Annotated in this window: 16 protein-coding genes; 1 reads left to right on the top strand and 15 read right to left on the bottom strand. The window is 57.6% G+C overall.

From position 1 onward, the window contains the following. Positions 1-227 precede the first annotated feature (227 nt). The 15 genes from JNL86_16810 to JNL86_16740 all read right to left on the bottom strand — a co-directional run bounded on the left by JNL86_16810 (position 228) and on the right by JNL86_16740 (position 18,756). Complete coding sequence (locus tag JNL86_16810; protein MBL8044572.1) at positions 228-1,181, bottom strand: SUMF1/EgtB/PvdO family nonheme iron enzyme; 954 nt, start codon at positions 1,179-1,181, stop codon at positions 228-230. A gap of 11 nt (positions 1,182-1,192) precedes the next feature. After that, entirely contained in the window at positions 1,193-2,107 is a 915-nt protein-coding gene (locus tag JNL86_16805; protein ID MBL8044571.1) for a formylglycine-generating enzyme family protein, read from the bottom strand. A 15-nt stretch (positions 2,108-2,122) separates the two neighbouring features. Next, positions 2,123-2,524 (bottom strand): hypothetical protein, encoded by a 402-nt coding sequence (locus JNL86_16800; protein ID MBL8044570.1) that lies wholly within the window; start codon positions 2,522-2,524, stop codon positions 2,123-2,125. Positions 2,525-2,556: 32 nt separating this feature from the next. Next, complete coding sequence (locus JNL86_16795; protein ID MBL8044569.1) at positions 2,557-3,210, bottom strand: DUF3047 domain-containing protein; 654 nt, start codon at positions 3,208-3,210, stop codon at positions 2,557-2,559. Positions 3,211-3,233: 23 nt separating this feature from the next. Beyond that, positions 3,234-5,102, bottom strand: coding sequence for a cytochrome ubiquinol oxidase subunit I (locus JNL86_16790; protein ID MBL8044568.1), 1,869 nt, complete (start codon positions 5,100-5,102; stop codon positions 3,234-3,236). After that, the gene (locus JNL86_16785) at positions 5,099-6,184 is read right to left on the bottom strand and encodes a hypothetical protein (protein ID MBL8044567.1); all 1,086 of its coding nucleotides are present in this window, start codon (positions 6,182-6,184) and stop codon (positions 5,099-5,101) included. Before JNL86_16785 ends, JNL86_16790 begins: the two co-directional genes overlap by 4 nt. Positions 6,185-6,254: 70 nt before the next feature. Beyond that, positions 6,255-6,722, bottom strand: a complete 468-nt coding sequence (locus tag JNL86_16780; GenBank protein MBL8044566.1) for a PCP reductase family protein — start codon at positions 6,720-6,722, stop codon at positions 6,255-6,257. 63 nt (positions 6,723-6,785) lie between these two features. Next, positions 6,786-7,502, bottom strand: coding sequence for a DUF420 domain-containing protein (locus tag JNL86_16775; GenBank protein MBL8044565.1), 717 nt, complete (start codon positions 7,500-7,502; stop codon positions 6,786-6,788). An 8-nt stretch (positions 7,503-7,510) separates the two neighbouring features. Further along, positions 7,511-8,500: a methyltransferase domain-containing protein gene (locus JNL86_16770; GenBank protein ID MBL8044564.1), complete on the bottom strand. Its 990-nt coding sequence runs from the start codon at positions 8,498-8,500 to the stop codon at positions 7,511-7,513. A 284-nt stretch (positions 8,501-8,784) separates the two neighbouring features. Further along, positions 8,785-9,582, bottom strand: a complete 798-nt coding sequence (locus JNL86_16765) for a hypothetical protein (GenBank protein ID MBL8044563.1) — start codon at positions 9,580-9,582, stop codon at positions 8,785-8,787. 210 nt (positions 9,583-9,792) lie between these two features. Further along, positions 9,793-11,190 (bottom strand): HEAT repeat domain-containing protein, encoded by a 1,398-nt coding sequence (locus tag JNL86_16760; protein ID MBL8044562.1) that lies wholly within the window; start codon positions 11,188-11,190, stop codon positions 9,793-9,795. 29 nt (positions 11,191-11,219) lie between these two features. Beyond that, positions 11,220-11,762 (bottom strand): hypothetical protein, encoded by a 543-nt coding sequence (locus JNL86_16755; GenBank protein MBL8044561.1) that lies wholly within the window; start codon positions 11,760-11,762, stop codon positions 11,220-11,222. Between the two features lie 103 nt (positions 11,763-11,865). Continuing rightward, complete coding sequence (locus JNL86_16750; GenBank protein MBL8044560.1) at positions 11,866-12,795, bottom strand: carboxypeptidase regulatory-like domain-containing protein; 930 nt, start codon at positions 12,793-12,795, stop codon at positions 11,866-11,868. 32 nt (positions 12,796-12,827) lie between these two features. Then, the gene (locus tag JNL86_16745) at positions 12,828-13,736 is read right to left on the bottom strand and encodes a carboxypeptidase regulatory-like domain-containing protein (protein ID MBL8044559.1); all 909 of its coding nucleotides are present in this window, start codon (positions 13,734-13,736) and stop codon (positions 12,828-12,830) included. Positions 13,737-13,890: 154 nt separating this feature from the next. Beyond that, on the bottom strand, positions 13,891-18,756 hold the full coding sequence (locus tag JNL86_16740) for a multicopper oxidase domain-containing protein (protein MBL8044558.1): 4,866 nt from the start codon (positions 18,754-18,756) through the stop codon (positions 13,891-13,893). 341 nt (positions 18,757-19,097) lie between these two features. Between JNL86_16740 and JNL86_16735 the strand changes: the two genes are divergently transcribed. Continuing rightward, positions 19,098-20,912 (top strand): APC family permease, encoded by a 1,815-nt coding sequence (locus tag JNL86_16735; protein MBL8044557.1) that lies wholly within the window; start codon positions 19,098-19,100, stop codon positions 20,910-20,912. Positions 20,913-20,942 lie beyond the last annotated feature (30 nt).

The raw sequence follows: 20,942 nt of genomic DNA, 5'->3' as shown, positions 1-20,942 counted from the left end.
ACTGCCAGGGTGATGTAGAAAATCATTTTCCCGATCTTGATTGAGACGTCGTCCTGAGCAGCTTCCATCTTGATTCCCCCAACGGTTTAAGTACGTATTTTAAATTGACACACCAACTATGCTGTGTTAATCAAAATCCCTCACCTATCTGATTTTTAAAGGGATTTTTATGGCAAAAAACTCAAAAGTGTTCGACATTATAGTTTTGGCCGGTATGGTTGTCAATATCATTTTGGCCGTGTTTCTGATCCTCTATTACTTTGATTTCCTATGATTTTCTCAACCTTCTCGCCCTCGAACGCACGCCCTTTCCCTACGCTGGATTGAGCACAACGGAACCCAATCGTTTCGTCCCGAAAATCTGCCATCATTTTACTGCGAGCGGTGATACGCAAGTCCGATCCTGAACTGGTGTATCCCGCTCCCCTCAATACCTTGTACGTTCCATATTCAGGACTTTCTGGGTTCCGTTCAGAAGCTGCGGCGTAGGCCCCTTCTAGATACCAATCCTCCACCCACTCCATCACGTTCCCAGCTCCATCCATCACTCCATAGGGACTAGCATCGCTACGCACTCGTCCCACCGGAGCCGCCACCTCAAACCCATCGTCAATCCGAGCCCAATTCGCACCACCGGGCATTTCGACGTTGCCCCACGGCCACAAACGACCGTCGGGACCACGCATCGCCTTCTCCCATTCAGCCTCGGTCGGCAATCGCCGCCCTCGCCACTCACAGTAGGCCTTGGCGTCCTCCCACGAGACGTAGACCGCCGGCTGATTGACGCCACGCATACGCCCCGTGTTCTTCGCATAGCGGGAGGGCGGACCTGATTTTCGGTGGCCAGTGGCCTTCACAAAGGCCGCATATTGCGCATTCGTCACTTCATAACGATCGATGAGAAATTCATCGAGATAGATCTTCCGCTCCGGCTGCTCATCAAACCCGCCCTGATTCGTTCCTCGAATAAATGGCCCCGCAGGGATAACAACGAGCTCCTCCTGCAAAGGCTCCTCAGGGGCAACCGCATCTGCAGCGATGCCTACCGCCTCCTCGTCAGAATGCGTTGAGTTCGCCTCAAATGGAGTGGAAATCGTCCCACGAAGAATGGCGATGATGGGCAAGCTTGCGGCAAGAAGGACCGCAAGAAGGAAGACAACTTTAAAGCGGGTTTCCAGCATGCCGTAATCGACTACTTCGCCACCGTGTCGACGTCGACATCCTTCGCGCACCGGAACCCAACCGTAATGTCATGCCGCCACGGCTTCGCCTGGAAGCGCTTGGATGAGCGCACATTTCGCTTCGTTTCTCGCCAGGAACCACCGCGAATGATTCGCTGCTCGCCCTGATCCGGCCCCTTGGGATCCCGGTACGGTGAGGCTCGATAAAAATTTTCATCATAGACATCGGCAACCCATTCACCGACGTTGCCCGTCATATCGTAGACCCCGTAAGGACTGCGTCCGGATTCGAACGAACCCGGGGGGGCGAGATACCGAAACCCGTCTTCGGCCCCGTCGATGTTCGCATATCCTGAAACAAACTCCTCGCCCCAGGCGTAACGACGTTTCCCCTCGCCGCGAGCGGCTTTTTCCCATTCCGCCTCAGTCGGCAACCGCTTTCCCGCCCATTTGCAGTAGGCCTCCGCATCATCCCACGTCACGGCGATTGCAGGGTATTCAGGCTTGAGCAGCTTAGCTGGATCGTCCTCAAATACTTCGATCTTACGCTTCACCCGCTTCGTCATCTTGAGAAACCGATCGTACGTATCCTGTGTCACTTCGTGCTTATCCAGGAAGTAGGTCTTCAAATAGACTTGATGCTCCGGCTTTTCATCCGGATCACTATCGTTATCGCGACTACCCATCACGAACGGGCCTTCGGAAATTTGGACCATCTCCCGACCATCATCCCCGATGAATGTCTTGTACATCGAAAAATCCTGCGCGACAGGGGCCGCCACGGGCTTGGCTTCTGTCGTGATGGAGAGGGCCAATTGGCGCATTTGCTTGGCCTTATACGATTCGTAGACCAACCCCCCGATCATCAGAATGAACGATCCGAATACGAAGATAATTGATCCGATGAGCACACCCCGGTTTTCCATCGCCTTACTTACACCTCATGATTTGGTCACTGCCGAGTGGGCCGCGCCGGCGTCCTCACCTTCCGCTACCAGCGCAGCCCTTCTCGCTGCCCGCACATCCAACAACATCGAAATCTGCACGCCAAGAAAGCCGCCCATGGCCGCACCGGCACCTGCCCCAAAAGAGATCTTTTCAACCCCGGCAATCATCCAAGCGAGCGCCCCCCCCAGCACCGTGCCGACCAAAATGCTGGCCAGAAATCGACGGCCGCCAAGAAAGCCGACCACCGCGCCAAGAAGCACCCCGACACCGGAGGTCACTGGAATGGATGCCGACCCAAGAAAGGTGCCGATCAATGCTCCGACCGTCCCCATCACGACGACGCCAAACACCACGTCAAACAACGTGCTGGTCGATGGTCGATTTATCGCGGCCACAGAGACCTCATTACCTCAGATGCCTACATCGCTTACTTAGCCGGACCAACCGTCACCGCGCCGAAATCGATCTCCACCCCCGGAGCAGCAAACAACGAGATGCCCCAGGCTTTTTCCTGTGGTTCATGCTTGTGAATGCGCTTGAAATCTTCGTACACGTTCACCCGCTCCTCGACCCATTCCCCGACCGGCAACACCCCGCTCTGCACGACTAACTCCGAGCCACTGAACATACCGCCTTCGACAAACGTCCCCACCGGCTTGCCGGCGCTCCAGATGTATTTGGTGAATACGGGAATGAACATGAGATCAGTATCCAAGGAGGCATACAGGGCGGCAACCGGTTCTGAGTTGCTCGGAGCCTTGTGGAGGCGCCACCGCCAGGTCAGGACCGGATAGGCCTTAGGGTCCCAATCAATTTTGCGTTTCTTGATACGTTGGCCCGCATCCTTCGCTGCGAGAAATTTCTGGCCATCTTCGGATTGAATCTTATAGGCGTCCCGCCCCTTGGCCTGACTACGCTGGTTCTCATGTTGCCAATCAACCGGAAATCCCCCTTGGTCGGCCGATTGGAAATCCTCTAGGACCAACACTCCTGACTCGCCTGCATACGCAGACCCGTCGTGCGCAACCACGACACACAATCCCAGCAACCCTATCGCCCAGACTAACATTCTCATTCCCATCGCTGCACTCCTCATACACCTACCTATCCTTCATGCGAAGGAGACGGCAAGAAGCCCGCCTCTTTCTCCGCACTCACATCCTCATGCATCACCGGCTGTTGCCCGCGTTGGCATACCCAGAACAGGAAAAATACCGCCCCCCAGAAGAGCACCATGTTGATTGTCACCATCTTCGCCGCAAAGCCGAGCGTCGGGGTAAATGCCCACGGGGAAGTATCGGGCATCAACTCATTGACGTGCCACGCCAACCGGCCCGATGAACGAATATATCCCATCAACCCCATTACCCACGTAAATGCTGCGGCCAACCCGAACAGCCCGACCATCCCTCGAATCGAGATGAATCCCCATTGCACAGGGCCATGAATGGTCGCGCCACGCAACATACGCCGATTGAGTAGCAATCCTATCGCAACCACCAGAAGCGTCGTCACCGCTTGCGGCCCCGACAACGCCACACGGAGACTCGCCGGCAGATAAAAGCCGTAGATCGACAAGCCGATGATGTGGGCCACGCCAAGGCCGAATAGTGCCCCTAATGCGATATTCCCAGCCCGCGCCCAGGAGATCGTCATCGTCCGATTCGCACGACGGTAGTAGATGTAACTCAAGGCTGTGATGCAGATCATCACGTTGACCGCCCCGTTCTTCGAGGACATCACCCCGTAATTGCCGATGACCGGGTGCTGAGCCCCGCCCATAGCCTTCACTTCGGTGCCGGTCGTCAACAACGTGTGCGGCGTCAGCCAGATAAACAGACATCCGGTGAGGGCCAACAGCAGGTACTGATAGTAGGGTTGGTACCGTTCCCCGCCGCGAATCCGTCCCATACTTTGCCAGAGATAATAGTTTACGCCGAGAAATAGGGCGCCGATCAGCAACGCCTGCACCACAAACAACCAGGTCAGGAGGCCGCCCATCATTGTGACACCCATACTCTGACTGTAAGCATAGACAGACCGCATCAACCAATACCCCGCAAAAGGCATCGGCAACAGGGCGCAGACCGTCACAAACAGAAACACGTAGCCAACCCAATCGTAGTACGCACGCTCTTCCTGACTTTTCCCGGAAAAGAATCGATAACAGGCGTAGGCCAGCACCACCGCGCCGCCCGACATGATATCCGCCAAAAATCGATGGAGGTTCAACGGATTCCACAGTGCCGACCGCAGCAAATGCCAGGGGTTCCCCAAATAACGCCCCTGCCCATCAACTCCCGACGGCGCCATCATGAAAGCAGACCACGCATTCGCCAGTAACAAGAGGGACGTGCCGAACACCACCGCGATTACGCCGATCGACAGATGCACCCATTTCGAGCCGGGGGCCGCCATCCGGTCCCAACTGTAGTAATACACAATGGTCAGCGCGGTGGTTCCGACGAACACCAGCGCATATAGCGGCATCATCCCCTTGAAGGTACCTCCCATGTACTGCATGAAACTGGGGTACAGCGTGACAAACATCGTCAGCATCACGCTGCCGACGACGGCGGTGACGGAGAGGGCCAGCAGCGCGACCTTGAGCAGGTCCTGGGCCAAACCATCGTACCGTAAGGCCATGGCGGGATTCTTCGCGGCCATTCCCAACAATTCCAACAACACGCAAAAGATCGGCAGCGCGAGCACAAACCCGCCAAAATACGTATGCTGTTGAATGATGAACCACATCAGCAACCGACTATCGAGCGAGCCGACTTGCGGGTAGTGGTTGTCATTCGCCGTGGGCGCCGAAGGGCCGCTCGGGACACCCGGGGTGTGGAAATACACATCGGTCGACGGGTCCGCAGCCATCAGCGATGGCGGACCGACGAACAGCGCACTGAAGCCCGACAGGAATCCGCACAGCACCAGCACAATCACGAACGGAACCGATACACGTTTCGTCATGACGACACTCTCTGGCTATTCTTTTCAAAGACCGTTGCAGATTCACTCAGCGCCGTATCGGCAATGGTTTCGCGAGACTTGCCTAAGATACCCATGACAAACGGGCAACGCAGCAAGGCATCGGGAACCCCTCCGGGCTGACGGCTTTCAATCTCGCGTCGGTTGCCGAGGTAGTAACAATACAACGACATCATGCCACCAACGAGCCCGGCGATAGAGGACAGGAATCCCGTGGAAAGCATCGGCTGCCGCAACACATACAGCCCAGTACCCACCAACACCAGGTAGTACGTGGCGGCAAAGGCCAATCCCGGCCACCACCAGAATTTGAGGAGTTCACTCCATTGAGCTGCGGCCAGCCTGGGTATCCACGCCCCTCGCTCTGCCTGCCCGGCAAAAAATGCCAAGAGACTGACCGTCCCTGCCGCCAGCGTCACCACACCTGCTTGACAGAACACTGCCAGATCCCCACCGACGAATGTTGCCGTCAACACCGATAGACTCACGCATCCCAGAATGCCGGCCATCACCCAGACAACAAGCTGCTGGTCAGTCCGTTGCAGCAACCCCCAAAGCGCCGCGCCATCCGGAAACGTCGCGAAGGGCCGCCCGCTCGCCTCGAGCCACCGTACATACCCGATCTCAAAGGCGTCTCGGGCCACCGCCGAGCTGGGGATAATCAGGGCCATCATCGCCGGCCCATCGGGATGTTTGGCATAGTCGTATCCCACCAGCCATAACAATGCCAGCACCAGCAATGACAACTGCACGCCGTAGACAAACCCGATCCAGGCGACAATCCAACCGATCCTCCGCGCTCCATCCGCAGCAAGTAACGCTCGAAACGGCACGACCCGCCCAACACGATAAGCGCACAAGGCCGTGGCCATGGAGACCAGACCGCACAGCAACAACAATGTCACTGGGTCGGCAAGCGAAAACCCTTGCTTTGCCGCCCGATAGGCCGCAAACGCCACCAACCCGGGGACAAACATCACGAGACGTTTGCGCTTACGAACCGAATCTTCTGTGACGGCCAGCGTCAAACTGGGAAGCACCCGTAAAGCCAATCGATGCAGCATAATCTATACGATACGGTACAAATGGAGAGGGCTCATGCCATCCTCCACCGCTCCCTAAGCTCCTTGCACCTTATTGTTTCTGAGCAGCCATGCCGAAGTATCGCGCTTTGACTTCTTCCATCAATGCCACCGTCACGACACGCGCGCCACGGTCGACGGCCGTACGCTCCAATTCAACCCGTGCCATGGCGCGAACGGGCGCCGGCACATTGGCCAACCGCTGTTCAGCGTCGGGATCCCAGGAGACAACATCGCCGGTTTGCGCCTGGTCGATCAGATCGTAGGTGATCACCCTCTGCTGCCTGGCCTTGGCAAACCCCTCCACCAACTCACGTAACAGCGGCACGGCATAGGGCGGGACGCGATCCAAGCGATGCTTCGCATCATCGGACCACAGTATTCGATCGACGAGCCCGTCGGCTTGTCCTGCGGGGACGTCGACACCAACCACCCAGCGACACGGACGACACTCCGTCCGGACAAACCAGGCAGGCTGCCCCTCTTGCGAGAGTCGCTCATCCACCCCCTCGGTATGCATCCAACCGCCGCACCCGCATACAAGCATAACCCGCGACTCGCTCCCCGTTTCGATTCAGTACCCCTACCCGATTTTTCCAGGATACAAGATATACAACATGGCGTAGGTAAAGGTTCCCGTCAGAAACAAGATACAGTAGACAATCATCGTGAACCGACCAAGCGCGCGATGCCGCTGGCCACCATCCGGCCAGATACGCTGAATGCCCATTTCCACCGCAAAGACGATTGCCACCAGGACGAGAAACCCGAGGTAGACCTCCAACTTGCGCATGGAAAATCCGGCAGACATGACCCGCGTCCCGAACAAGAACATCACCACGACCGTCAGAGCGACAAAGATCAGGCTGACTTTCTTCCAGGATGTTTGCAAAAGCGACGCGCTCAAGCTCCGTGTGCCACTGAGGATCTGTTGAGATCGAAACCCCAGGACGATCATATAGACCGCCATGACCAGCCCGATAATGACTAAAATGATATGCACCGTCAGGACGGGAATAAACACGTAGTCGTAAAGAGCCTGAGACCCGCCGAATCCTTCTTTCCCTTCAAACGCCAGCACGCCCAACTGCCGGAAGAGATAGTAGGCGGTAAAAAACCCCACCATCGTGACCATTCCACCGAGCATCAACCAGTGGTGCTGGTGCCCACGATGCTGTTTGCCCTGGACCCAGCCAAGGATGAACAACGCAGTAAACAGGGTCGCCATCAACTGACTGAGATCCGCTCCCATCGTGGCATGAGTCCCGAAAAATCCCGGCTGTCGGAGAAATTCAAACATCGCTGTTCCTACTCCGCCTGCGGTTTAAACCCCTGCACCACGGCAGTCCGTTCAATTTCTTCGACCGAGGTATATCCCCCGTCATGCATCCACTGCATGGCCTCAGCCGTGCGGTAACAGCCCCCCTGTTCGGTGTTCACCAGAATGTGCACCGCAAAGGCCGCCGTCCACGCCGGACTCGTGCCGGATGCGTCGAGAAACCGATCCTTGATGACCAAGCGTCCACCGGGATTCAGGTGGGCATGAATTTTCTTCACCAGTGCGGCGTTGGTCGCCAGATTCTGGTAGTGCAGGATGTCCGACATCAACACCACGTCGTAAGGCCCCCCGAGGGAGTCACGATTAAAATCGCCGGACTTCAGCGCAATCCTACCCTCAAGCCCCGCCTCCTTCACCGTTCGCTCCGTCAACGGAAGGGTCGTCGCCAGATCAAACACGGTGGCAGACAGGGTCGGATACACCCGGCAGAATGCGATGGCATTCGTTCCCGCCCCACCGCCTAAATCCAGAATGGTCCGAGCCTGACCGAGCCCCAGACGCTTCGCCAAATCCGGCCCACTCTGCTGCCCGATTCGATGCAGGACGGACAAAACATTGGCGCCTAACGCCGGATCCGTCTCGAACACATGGCGGGACACGGGTGAGCGGCCTGTTTTGATGGCCTCCTCCAACTTGCCCCAGTTGTCCCACTCGGCATCATGCAGCAGGAGCAAATGCCCGACATACTGTGGCCCATGCTTGACCAGATGGGTCTGTGCCACCAGCGTGTTTGCGTAGACTGTTTCGTTCTTAGCGAGAAGCCGGATAGCCACCAAAGCGTTCAGGAGCAATTCCAAGGCACGTGTGTCGGCACCAAGCTGTTTAGCGAGTTCCGCCGCGCTGCGTCCTTGACCGTCGAGCAACGAAAAGACGTCTAACTTCACGGCAGTTAAGAGAATTTTTGTTTCCCAGTAGTAGCCCAACTGGAACACTTCGGCGAGAGACAATTCGCGAGGCACAGATCCCCCACTTCGATAATATGGCGTATAAATTGGGCATCTTACCGAGTTCAGAAAGGGAAACGCAAGGCGAGCCATTGGCGGGCACGACCACTTCAACTACCTATTCATGAAAGCCACCTAGCGAGCTATTTCGGCGAAGCGGATGCAGCGAAAACGCCTCTGCATCTGGAGGAATACCCGAGGAGGGCAGCGGCACGCAAAGAAAAAGGGCAGTGGCTCAACCGTGAACCACTGCCCCTCTCCGAGCGGGATATCCCCGCATCACATCTAAACGGAAACGACTACTTGATTTCAGCCTTCAAGTTTGCCGTTCCACCCTCGGCTACCTCGATCTCGAATTCGTTCAGCTTGCCCTTGCCGACGAACGGGTGCCAAACAACCACCTTGTGCTTGCCGGCAGGCACGCCCGGGATCTCGAACGAACCGTCATCCTTCACCACTGCATGGTACGGATTCCAGACCGGCAAGAAGAAAGATTGCATGAACTCATGCTGGTCGCACTGCAACCGATAGTAGCCAGCCTTTTCGGCGCCGCCACGGAAGGTCACCGGCTTCTCCAGCTTGTCACCCTTCTTGGCCAAACCGATGTTGAAACCGGTGGCCGAGGTGGAGCCCTTCACCGTGAAGCTGTGCGGGTTGTGCAACACGCCCAGGACGGACTTGGGATCATCAGGATCCGCATCCTTGTTCTCAGCGCGGAAATTCTTGTTGTTCACCACGACGCCGCTGAACGGCAAGAATTCACAGAATTCCGCCGTGACGTCCGTCCCCTTGAAACCATCCTGGAAAGCCTGATCTTCGATATCGACCACGGCCACAACCGCACCCTTCAAGCCACCATCCTTCGCCACTTCGATGGTCTTGAGGAAGCGCTTATCGCCGTCCATGAGGCTCTTGTTGGGGTTCTTCGGACAAAACTTCGGGTTCGGGAACTTGGCGAAGGAAAATTCCTTCTGCTCTGCCTTCCCGGGATAGGTCACTTTCCCCGCGATCGTGCCTCCGGCAAATGAGGTGAGGGGCGCAGCCAAAAATGCTGCGGCCGCAACGCCGAACACTACTTTCATCGCACCCTTCTTCATGTCACTGCCTCCTTGTAATGAACATTAACCGGCCAACTACGTCGTCACCACACAATCACAAGGGCTGGTGACTGTAACCCCTTGTTTTAACAGTACTCATTACTTGACGTGGCTCTCCCTCGACCACGACTAGGCCCCTGAACATTTCTCTATACTGGAATCCAACTCGCACTGTCAACTTCAAAACCAGCCGACCCTATCCCGGAGGAACTATGATTTCACAGGGCTGGGCAGGGGCTTCGTGCGCCCCAAGATCCGGACAATGGCCCCGCCAACCGTCGCACGGACTGCATCATCCTCGTCGTGCAAGGCGGCTTTCAGCATCGGCAAGACTTCGGCCCCGCCGATTTGCCCCAGCGCCCGTGCCGCAGCAATGCGTGGACGGGGAATCGGATCCTTCAGGAGTCCGCCGAGAAATTCCACCGCGGCTCTGGTATTGACCCCATGAGCCCTACCGGCAGCCTTCCCGGCAGCCGAGCGTGTTCCCGGATCGTTATTCTGCGCGAGTCCATACAGGTCTTCGGCAATGGACTCGAATGGTTCGTCAACCCGAAGGAGCGCCGATACCACGGCGGCCTTGACGACCGGATTGCGATCAGCCAAGGCCTTCCTCAACGCAACCAGAGAATCCTTCACGCCCAATTCGCCCAAACTGATGGCCGCCGAAGTTTTCACGGCGGGAATCTTGTCCTCTAGGGCCTGTTCCAGAGCGGGAATGCCTTGAACCTTTCCAAGTTCTCCCAACGCCGATGCCGCAGCGCCTCGCACTGAAGGCTGCGTATTGGTGATCGCTTCCAGAAGGATCGGCAATCCCCGTGCATCCTTCAATTCACCCACCATCCGCAGGGCTGAGGCGCGCTCCTCGGGATTTGGAGCCGAGGCTGCCTTTTGAACGACATCCCACATGGCGGATTGACCGGCATGATAGAGCGCACCGGCAGCAGCCAGCCGCACGACCGGCTGTTCGTCCTTCAGCGCCTTTTCTAACAGCGGAATCACCGAGCGGTCGTGACTTTTCCCCAATGCCTTCAGCACCGTGGCCTTCACCAGACCGGCCTGGTCTTCCAGGGCATTCCGCAATCGTGGCGACCGTCGCCCGGCATCGAGCTTTCCAAGAGCCTCCGCCGCAAGGGCACGCACCAATCCAGACCCATCACTCAGACCATCCTCCAATGAAGGAATGGTTTCCGGGGAATCCACATCTTTCAACGCCGTGTAGGCAGCCCCGCGCATCTGTTCGCGCATATCCTTTAGGAGCACATAGATGAATCCCAGCGAGACCTCTCTGAGAAGGGCTCGATCTTCCTGTTTCAGGTCCTGTTCAAGCCGGTCATAGTCTGCCAAGGCATCCTTCGGCTTGCCCAGAAAGATCAACGACCGAATCTTCAGCCGACGAATATCCGGTTGAGCCTCCTTCTCCTTGGTGATCTGCTCAATGAGATCCAGGGCCTCCTGATAATGTTTCTTGTCGAAGGCCGCCTGCACCTCCTTCACCGAACTCGCCATGGATGTCTCGGCCCCCCCCCCCATCAGCAACAACGACAACAGGGCCATGGCCACACACCGTCTCCAGCCTCCATCCGAATGCTTCTCACTCTGCAGCACCATGAAATCCCTTCCTGACCGTCGCAGGCTCCTTATCCTCGTTCACGCGGCAAAGATGGTGGAACCCAACGTTGATACCCGGTCGGCACCTCAAAATAGTAGTCCGGTTGCGGAGAGAGCCGGATCCGCACGTATTCGACAGACCAATCACGGTCCTGACTGACCAGCTTCAGCACGATTCCCGTTTCGGCATCCACCCACTCGTAGAACCGCTCGTCCCGACCGTTATAGTCCACGCGCACGTCGTAGAGTTGGGAGGGACGCCCGGTGGTGATGGCATCTCCCACCAGCGTGCGACTCTTTTCTCCAGGAAGGCTGGGCTGAATCGGCAGGATTTCCTCCGGTTTGATGGGAACCGAGAGAATTTGCCGGCGCTGGGCCAGCACAAACCACGACTCGCGTTTGTCCAATCGTATGATTTCTATGCTGGAATAGCCGAGTTCGGTCTTGATCGCATACTTGTACTCCAGCCGTAGGCGATCACTCTTAGCAAACACCTGTGCCTCAAACCGGCGCCCCTCCACCCGCTTGACCAGCGACGCAGAGAACTCGACCGCTGGAGGAGCCGAAGCCACTGAGGCAGGCTCGTGTGCCCAGGTGCTTGCGGCACATGCCAGACACAGGCTCATCGACAAGCAGCCCAGCAGGGCCCATTGCCGAGCTCTTCCCCAAACTCGCCTAGTGCTGATGCTCCACCAACGGCTCGATCTCCACCGGATGACCGAGCGATTCAAGACCAAACCGTGGATTGTCCATGACTTTGTAAGCGGTACGGTTTCCCTTCGGAGCCGGTAGCGCCACGCGTTCAGTCGTGGTTCCATCCGGAGCGATGGTAATGGTGCGGGTGACCCCTGGCCCTGCCTGTGGATGCCAGACCACCATTTGATAGGTGCCCGGCGGGATGTTCTCGAGCCTGAACGCCCCCTGCTCATCCGTCACCGCATAATACGGATTGTTCACGGCCATGGCCCAGCTTTCCATGTACGCGTGGAAGCCGCACTGCATGTAGAAGGTCCGACGACCCTTGTTCAAGTAAATTGGGCCAACCAGCGATTTTCCCGGCGCATGATTATGGATTGCGCGCATGTTGCCGCGTTGATGTTGATGATTCAAAATCAGCGGGGTATTGAACAACACTCGTGCCCCCGCCTCCGGCGAGGTTTCATAGCCTTGGATGTCGTGCATCACGGGGTCCATGTTCACCACTTCCACCGCATGCCCGTTCCGCACGATCGTGATCCAGGGCTGGAACATGCAATCCCGAGCTTCGATCAACGGCACCGACATATCAAATGGTTTACCCGATTCAACACCTTCGAGCGTGACAATCGCGTTCTTCAGCCCGCCCTCCGGGGCCACGATAAAGTCGTGGAGCAAGCGCCACCCCTTGCCATTGGAGATCCGCCCGCAATAGGTAGGGTCCGGGAATGTGATGAGATTGAACCCTTTGGGCTCAGGAATCGCACCGGCCAGCGTGATCGTCCCATCCAATGTGCCGCCGTGCTGCACGTCGATCACTTCATAGGCTCCAACCGGCGACACGACCTGCCCCAGCCACATCAGCACAGCCACTGCGAAGGAATGAATCTTCTGAGTTCGATTCAGCATGATGACCTTCCTTGTCTGTCATTCACACGCGGCTACGGAACCTGCCGTTCCAGCGTCGGGCGGATATCGACAAGCTTCCCAAGCGACTCCGGTCCGTAATGCGGATTATGCTCAATCTCATGGACGCTACGCCGCCCTTTCGGAGCCTCAAACGCGAAATCAACCGTGGATATCCCCTTCTCCGTAACCGTGACTTTCTTCTGTAGCATCGTCCCCAATCCCGGGTGCCACGCCATCAGGGTGTAGTCGCCTGGCGGCACATCGGTGAGCGTAAAGGTGCCGCCGTCGGTGGTCAGCACGTAATAGGGATTGTCGACCGCCATTCCCCAGCTCTCCATATAGGCGTGAAATCCACATTGCATCACAAAAATGCGGCGCCCCTTCGTCATGTGAATCGCTTCCTTCACGGGCTCACCGGCCAAGTGCTCATGGCTTTCCGCCGTGACAAACCGCTTGTGATGGGGATTCATGGGCAGCGGCGTGTTAAACAGCACGCGCGGGCCGAGTTGGGACGTTTCGTAGGCTTGAATGTCGTGCATGACCGGATCCATGTTCATGACCGTCACCTCGGAACCGTCTCTGACGACCGTGACAAACGGGAGAAAGCGACAGTCTCGCGCCTCGATCGTGAGCGGTTCGAATGTGAACGGCTTGCCCTTCGTGGCGTCCGTCAGGAGCACAACCACATCCTTTAATCCACTTCCTGAAGTCACTGAAAATTCATCGAGGATTCTCCAACCCGTCCCGGTTGAAATACGCCCGCAATACACAGGATCTGGAAACGTGATCAGGTTATATCCTTTCGGAGTCGGTTTCCCCCCCGTCATCGTGACCGTCCCGGTGATACTACCACCATCCACGACGGTCATTTCCTCATAAGCCCATGATGGAGAAGAGAAAACACTCAGAGCAGCAAAAAGAGCGAGTCTAATCATTCGCATATATAGTCTCCTCAACAACGAGGCCTTCGTGTACAGGACGTGCGCCAACCTGCATGTCGGCATTTTTCCGATCATACACAATCCCCGTCTCATAACAAAAGGGGGGAGCCCTTTCGGGCTCCCCCCTCGTCGCCTCGTGAGAGATGTACGCAGCCTACTTTGACGCGACGGGTATCGCGTGGATCATTGGCTGGTCCACTTCCGCACTCTTGGTTCCAGCACCGGTACCGGTCAGCGGCAACAGCCTGGTGTCACCGGACGGCAACACCCTGACATATCCCCACTGTCCCGACTGGGAATACGGCAACCGTTGGTTGCTGTACACATAGTCTCCGGGCAGGCGGTACATGCCACCGGCAGACGGAATAAACGCATCGATCGTCTCCGATCCGGAGTACTCGACGACGCTGATCTGGTCGGCGCCGCGCATGAACGGCTCAATCGGCCACTCGTGCTTTTCGACGCTGAACATGCCGTTCTGCTCATTGCTCACGCCCAGCACGTGGATGCGGACCGGGTCGCCGGCATGGGCCTCGATGATCGGGGTTGCAGGATCTTCCGGTTTGTCCGCCTTACACGGCTGGAAGACCTTCCCGAGCGAACACCCCTGTTCCTCGCGGAACTTGTACGGCTCCGACCGGTAGTTGACGCCGGTCAAACCCGCCACATTCTGCACATACGGCATGAAACTCGTGCCGATGATGTTGTCTTCGTCCTGGAAGAACAACGCCACGTCACGGTAGTTCGCGCGCATTTCATTGCCCGGGATGGACCGGTCAATGATGACATCGGCTGCCCACGCGTTCTTGGTGGACAGGTCGGCACCGGTCTTCGGGTCACGATACTTCGATCCCTTCGGACCGACCACGATGGCCCCGAACAAGCCGTTCCGCGGATTGGTCATCACATTGCCCCAATCCCACACCAACGACGCAGTTTCCCCGTTGAAAGGATCCGCGTAATAGGTGTAGTCGCGCTCACCTCCAGGGACCACCGTCTGATCACCTGGATTGTTTCCGACGTTCGCCCCCATAGAATCCTTCGGATCGAAGGCGAGACCGATCGCCGAGAAGGAGGCCTTGCTCTCCTTCATCTTGTTCTTGAGATGAACCTTGACACAGTCGCCCGCATTCACCCGCAGGGTCAACGGCATCGGCTGCGTTCCACCGGCCACCTTTGCCACGTCCTCCTCCAAGGCATAAATCTTCGCCTCAGGATTGGTCGTGAGAATCTTGCGCTCGAAGTCGACTTCGATTTCGTTCGGCGCCTTCGCGTTGAACTTCATACCAGGGAAATCCATCGCGACCACGTTGAAGTGCTTCACCGGCGCATCGCCGGGGCACACCGGCAAGGCCTTGGGCATTTCACCCTTGTTGGAGAAGCCTGCGGGCAGTTTCTTCAAATCTCCCTGCTCCTTATCCAACACTCGGATGATACCCCAGCCGCCCTCGGAGAACTTCGAGGACCGGCCATTGAAGTGAATGTAGTCGCCAGCCAAGTGCCGGCTTCCACCCGCCTCCGGCACCACGAGGTCGTAGCGCTCGGCAATGCCGATGTGGATGGAGTTCTTCCGATTGGCATCCGAAGCATACCGCTCAGTCCAGAAGGTGTGGCCGGACAACGTCCAGACCATCGACTCATTCATGAGCGTGTGCAAGAGACGGAATACCATCGTATCGCCGACATAGGCACGGAGCGTCGGCGTGTACGGATCGCCATGGATCTGGCTGTTGAAGACCTGTGACACATCAGGATTCGTCGCCAACCGCTGTGCAATCGGCGCCGCTCTGAAGTTTAAGCCGCTTCCCGTGGTGTGCGTTCCACCGTTCAGGAACGGCATCGGCGTCATGTAAATCTTCTCCGGCATGGCAAAGGACACGGTCTTCCCTGCCTCGAGTGCCACTTCGATCGGCTGCCCAGGAGGATTGCCCGCCGTCACGATGTTGACCGTGTGAGGCACGGTATCGTGCACCTGCACCATCAACTCGCGGAAGCTATTGTTCACGCCATGGCCCACCGGCTCGTTGGTATGAATGTCCGCGATCGGTCCGCTCCACACCAATTTTCCGGTCTTCGGGTCATGATAGGTCGAGCCCACCGGCTCGGCAATGAAGGTCCCGAATCCACCATGCGGCCACGTGGTCGCCCCGAACGCATGGTCGTGCCAGAACACGGTTCCCACGTCCGCATCGACCCAGAACCGCTGCCGCACGAACTCGACCGTCACGATGTCGTTGGCCGGGTGATCGTGCTTCAGGCCCTTGGCCAAGGTAATCGTGTTGCCGTTGATCGCCTTGATACGGGAGATTTCATTGCCCTTCACATTATCTGCACCCACCAACAGCAGCGTGCCGACATGGAATTGCTTGGCATTCTTCACCGTAATCGTCGTCGCGCCCTTCTTGGCGGCGGCGGTGAACACGGTATTCATCGGAACCGGCAGTCCCTTTGGGTTCTTCTTTTCCAACATCGTGAACGGCCGCACCGACTGTTCGTACGAGAACCCGGTGATCACGCCGTCGGATGCCTGATTGTCGAACTGCAGGAAATGCCAATGTGTATTGATTTTCGACGACTGGAAATTCGTGTAGTCGTCGTCATCCCACTCGCTCGTCAGCGTCCAATCCACGCAATCGTAGATGTTACCGCGGACAACCAGGGGATACTTCAAGTCATCGTTCTTACGAACGTCGGCTTCCTCTTCATGGAGCACGAAGATCAATCCGTTCGGATCGACCACGGCCGGCTCCTTGCCCGTCTTCTTGGCAATCGTGATCGGGAGCTTGATGAAGTGGACATTGTAGTTCTTCCGTCCGGCATTGGCCGGGCAAAGGCTCCAATTTCCATTTTCACCAGGCAATGCCTGATCCACACTCTCCTCGCCGTTCGCATCCCGGCGGATCATCTCCAGCCAGGGCGCACCGACGTGGTTCGGCGAGAACATCACGCGCTTGCCGAAGTGCGGCGTCAAATGCGGCCACGCCACCTTTCCCGTCAACGGCTCAAACGTAATCGGGTGCCGCTTGCCCGGATGAGAGGACCGGTACTTCGGATTGTCGATCGTGCTCTCGGGCTCGCTCATCGCACGAGTGCCTTCCCACGCCCAATCCAACACGGTGGCATCGTAGGAAATCGTCTGGCCCTTTTCGTCGTTCTTGTGACCAGGCTTGCCCATGGTGGGCAACTGCATTTCCACCCAATCCTTGATGGTGATGGTGGCAGGATTGGACTTCCAATCGCTCTTGCCCTTGTCGACAATCTTGAAGGCCTTGCCGAACCAATCGACGGTCTGGCCCACTAACTTATCCGAGGTAATCGGAGTCTTGATGCGGCCTTTGCGATCCGGCAACTCACGCAGATCCGGCATCACATCGTTCCGCATATCACCCTGCTGCAGGGTGTTGTACACGCGCCAGTAGCCCCACATGCCCGCCACATAATGGTGCGCCACGTGGCAATGGAAGAGGAAGTCACCGGCTAACTGCTGGCAGAGTCCCGAGCCGCACTCGGTCTCGAGGTCCAACGCTTCGGACGGCCCGATCACTTCGACGTCGACACGGTCAGTCTTGGCACGAATGACCGGGTACTTGACCGGTCCATTGGCGCTGGTGGTCCAAAGGTTCATATCGTCGATGGCGCGCGGGCTGCGCGGCCAGCGGATGGTGCCGCCATGCGGATGGTGGCTGTGGAACACCTCGGATCCGCCATGGACCAAGCGGAACTTCGCCGGGTCTCCCATATAAGAGCGCGGAATCGTCGGGGAGGGATCCCCGAAGGTGTACGAGCTGTACCCCATCGACTCGTCCTCGAAGCCGAAGTATTCGTGCTGCACATGCATGTTATTGATGCCGAACGGCTCGCTGCGATAGTTGATCGCGCGGCCACCCGGGCGGTAGGCATCGGTCAACGGATCGCGCTGCGGTAGGAAGTCGCCCTTCTTATTGACGGGGCGGAACGCTTCGTCGCCGACTTCGTGATAGTACAGCACGAACTCACGAAAATCCGGGCCCGTTCCGTTCCGGATGATCACCTGCCAGCCGCTCGTGGCCGGGGTTGGATCACCGTTCCCCAACGGTTCCAGATATTCAGAGCCGCGGGGCTCAACCACGAAGGAGCCGAAGAGGCCCATCACAGTGAGTTCGCGATCGTTCGCAAAGGTGTGGAATTGCCGTACGCCTTCCTGCGTGCTCGGATGGATATACCACTCGAATTCGCCGCTCTTCTCCTTTGCGACGATGGTGTCGGAGTTCGTCGTCGTGGCCGCAGCCCCGGTCGCGCTCACGACCATGTTGGAGCCATGGACGTGAAGGCTAACGTCTTCGCCGCCTTCCAGCTTGTTGGTCAGCTTGATCTTGACGCAATCCCCCTGGTTGCCGCGAAGGGTCAATGGCTGAATCCATTGGGCCTGCACGCCGGGAATGACCGCGCCCGGATCAAAGCCTTCCTTATCACGCGACTCCCGATTCTTCGTTTCTTCCGCCCGGACCTTGTCGAGGTTTTCATCCAGGGTGTACATGTAGCCTGGATAAAAATCGAGCCACTGGTTGAGCGTGATTTCGACGTTGATCGCCGAGACGTTGTACTGCTTCACCGGTGCAGTGGCCGGGCATTTCCCACCACCCGTCATTGCCACTGGTTCCACTCGCGGGTCAGACATCAAGAGAAGGTCCTGACCGCCTGCCCCGTACTGGTGCATCATGGTCTGGGTATTGAACATACCCGTGTTGACCGCTTGCGCCTGCGGATCATTGGTCAAATGCTCCATGATCCGCTGGTGCTGCTGCTCGACCATCGCAGACCGTTCCGGCTTTCCAGCCATCGAGTCTTCGACGATCGTTTGCCCCTTCAACTTCTCCGCCCACGACGGGAGTTGATGGGACATTGCTGTGTGTTGGGGTACCGCCTGATCCGCATGCAGCTGACTCTCAGCCGACGCGGTGAGCGGGAGGCACACAAGCGCACCGCCAGCGATAACGCTGAGGGCGCGCAATGTGACGCGAGTGAACCACTGACAATCCATGGACCGGCCTCCTTGGATAGAGTTTGGATAGAAACGGATGTAACTGTTGAGCGATTACGAACTAGAACATGACAACCTCGATAAAAGAGTAACCCGTTCTGGTTGTAATCCTGCGGTTTCACGCCCGCAGGGCACTCCCCTGAAGTAAGGGCCGGAGATTACTGAAGTCCCAAGTCTCTGTCAACCCCCTTGGTCAGTCGAGAACCTTCACGCCACCTCGCATCCACCCGCGATTCACGCGGCCCCGTGCCGCTCCACATTCTCAAGGAGCGATCTGGCACCCACGGTGCTGCGCATCGCGCGCCATTGTCTCCCTTCTGCAACTTGAGGCATAATGACGCATGATCTTGAAACGCTGGCTGGTTGGCCTGCCACTCAAGACGAAGGAAGCCGCTCACGAACGCCTTTCTAAGCGACTCGCCCTAGCCGTCTTTTCCTCCGATGCTCTTTCTTCGGTGGCCTACGCCACGGAAGAGATCCTGCTCGTCCTCACCCTGGCCGGAACGGCGATGGTGGGATACTCCATCCCGCTCAGTCTCTCCATCATCGGCCTGTTGATCATTCTGACCATGTCCTATCGCCAGATTATCTTTGAATATCCGGAGGGCGGCGGGGCGTATATCGTCGGGAAGTCCAACCTCGGCGAATGGTCCGGTTTGGTTGCCGCCGCGGCCTTGATGATCGACTACGTCCTGACCGTTGCCGTCAGCGTCGCGGCCGGTATTGCCGCGCTCACCTCCGCCGTCCCGGACCTGCTCCCGCACCGTGAAGGGCTCTGCGTGGCCGCCATCCTGCTGGTGACCGTCGTCAACCTGCGCGGCGTCCGTGAATCGGGACAGTTTTTCGCCGTCCCGACCTATATTTTTATCGGCACCCTCGCCGCCATGCTCGGCGTCGGCGCCATTCAAATTCTGTTGGGTGTTGTCTCGCGCATTGAGCCGCTGCCCACCATCGCGGCGGCGGAACCATTGACCCTGTTTCTCCTCCTGCGCGCATTTTCCTCCGGCTGTACGGCCCTGACCGGTGTCGAAGTCATCTCGAACGGGGTTTCTGCCTTCAAGAAGCCTGAACCGAAGAATGCTGCGCTGACCATGATCGGCATGGCGGTCATTCTCGGCACCCTGTTTATCGGCATCAGCGGCATGGCCTATTACTTCGGCATCGTACCGAAAGAGGATGAAACCGTCGTCTCCCAAATCGCACGCGCGACCTTCGGCACTGGTCCGCTCTACTACCTGGTTCAGGCCTCGACCATGATCATTCTCATCCTGGCCGCCAATAGCAGCTTCAACGGATTCCCCCGGCTGGCCTCGATCCTAGCTCGCGACAGTTACATGCCTCATCAAATGTCCATGATGGGCGATCGGCTGGTCTTCTCCAACGGCGTGATCATTCTCGGCGTGTTTTCCTGCTTGCTGATCATCCTGTTCAACGGCGATACCCATGCGCTGATTCCGCTTTATGCCGTCGGCGTATTTCTCTCCTTCACGATTTCTCAGGCCGGTATGGTCAAGCGCTGGCTCGTCAAGAAGGGCCCGCACTGGGAAAAGAAACTGCTGGTCAATGGCATCGGTGCCGTGACAACCGCCATTGCCACTGTGATCATCGCCAGTACGAAGTTCACACACGGCGCGTGGATCGTCATTGTATTAATCCCGCTGTTGATCAGCTTCTTCCGTGCCATCCATTCGCATTACAAAGCCGTCGCGGAACAAGTCGCGCTATCGCGGGGCCATCGCCCACCCATGCCGCGTCGGAACATCGTGGTCCTTCCGATCGGCGGGGTCAATCGCGCAGTCATCCGCGCGGTCGACTATGCACGCAGCCGCTCCGGCGATATCCGCGCTGTGCTCGTCGATGTCGACCCGGAAGAGACCGCCCGGGTGGAAATTCAATGGGCCCAGTGGGGCTGCGGCGTCCCCCTCACCGTGCTGCCGTCTCCCTACCGATCCGTCCTGAGTTCGCTCCTGGACTATCTCGAGCAGGTGCTGCAGAAGGACCAGGAATGTTGGGTCACCGTGGTGATCCCGGAGATTTTGCCTGCGCGTTGGTGGCAGAATATTCTTCACAATCAGCGCGCTTTCATGCTGAAAGGCGCCCTCCTGTTCAAAGACCGTGTCATTCTAACCGACGTCCCCTATCACCTGACGAGGTGACCATGATCAGCCTTCTGTCATCAGGGCCGA

This window comes from Nitrospira sp. (assembly GCA_016788885.1).
Lineage (GTDB): Bacteria > Nitrospirota > Nitrospiria > Nitrospirales > Nitrospiraceae > Nitrospira_A.
This window is presented reverse-complemented; position numbering and strand designations above follow the sequence as displayed.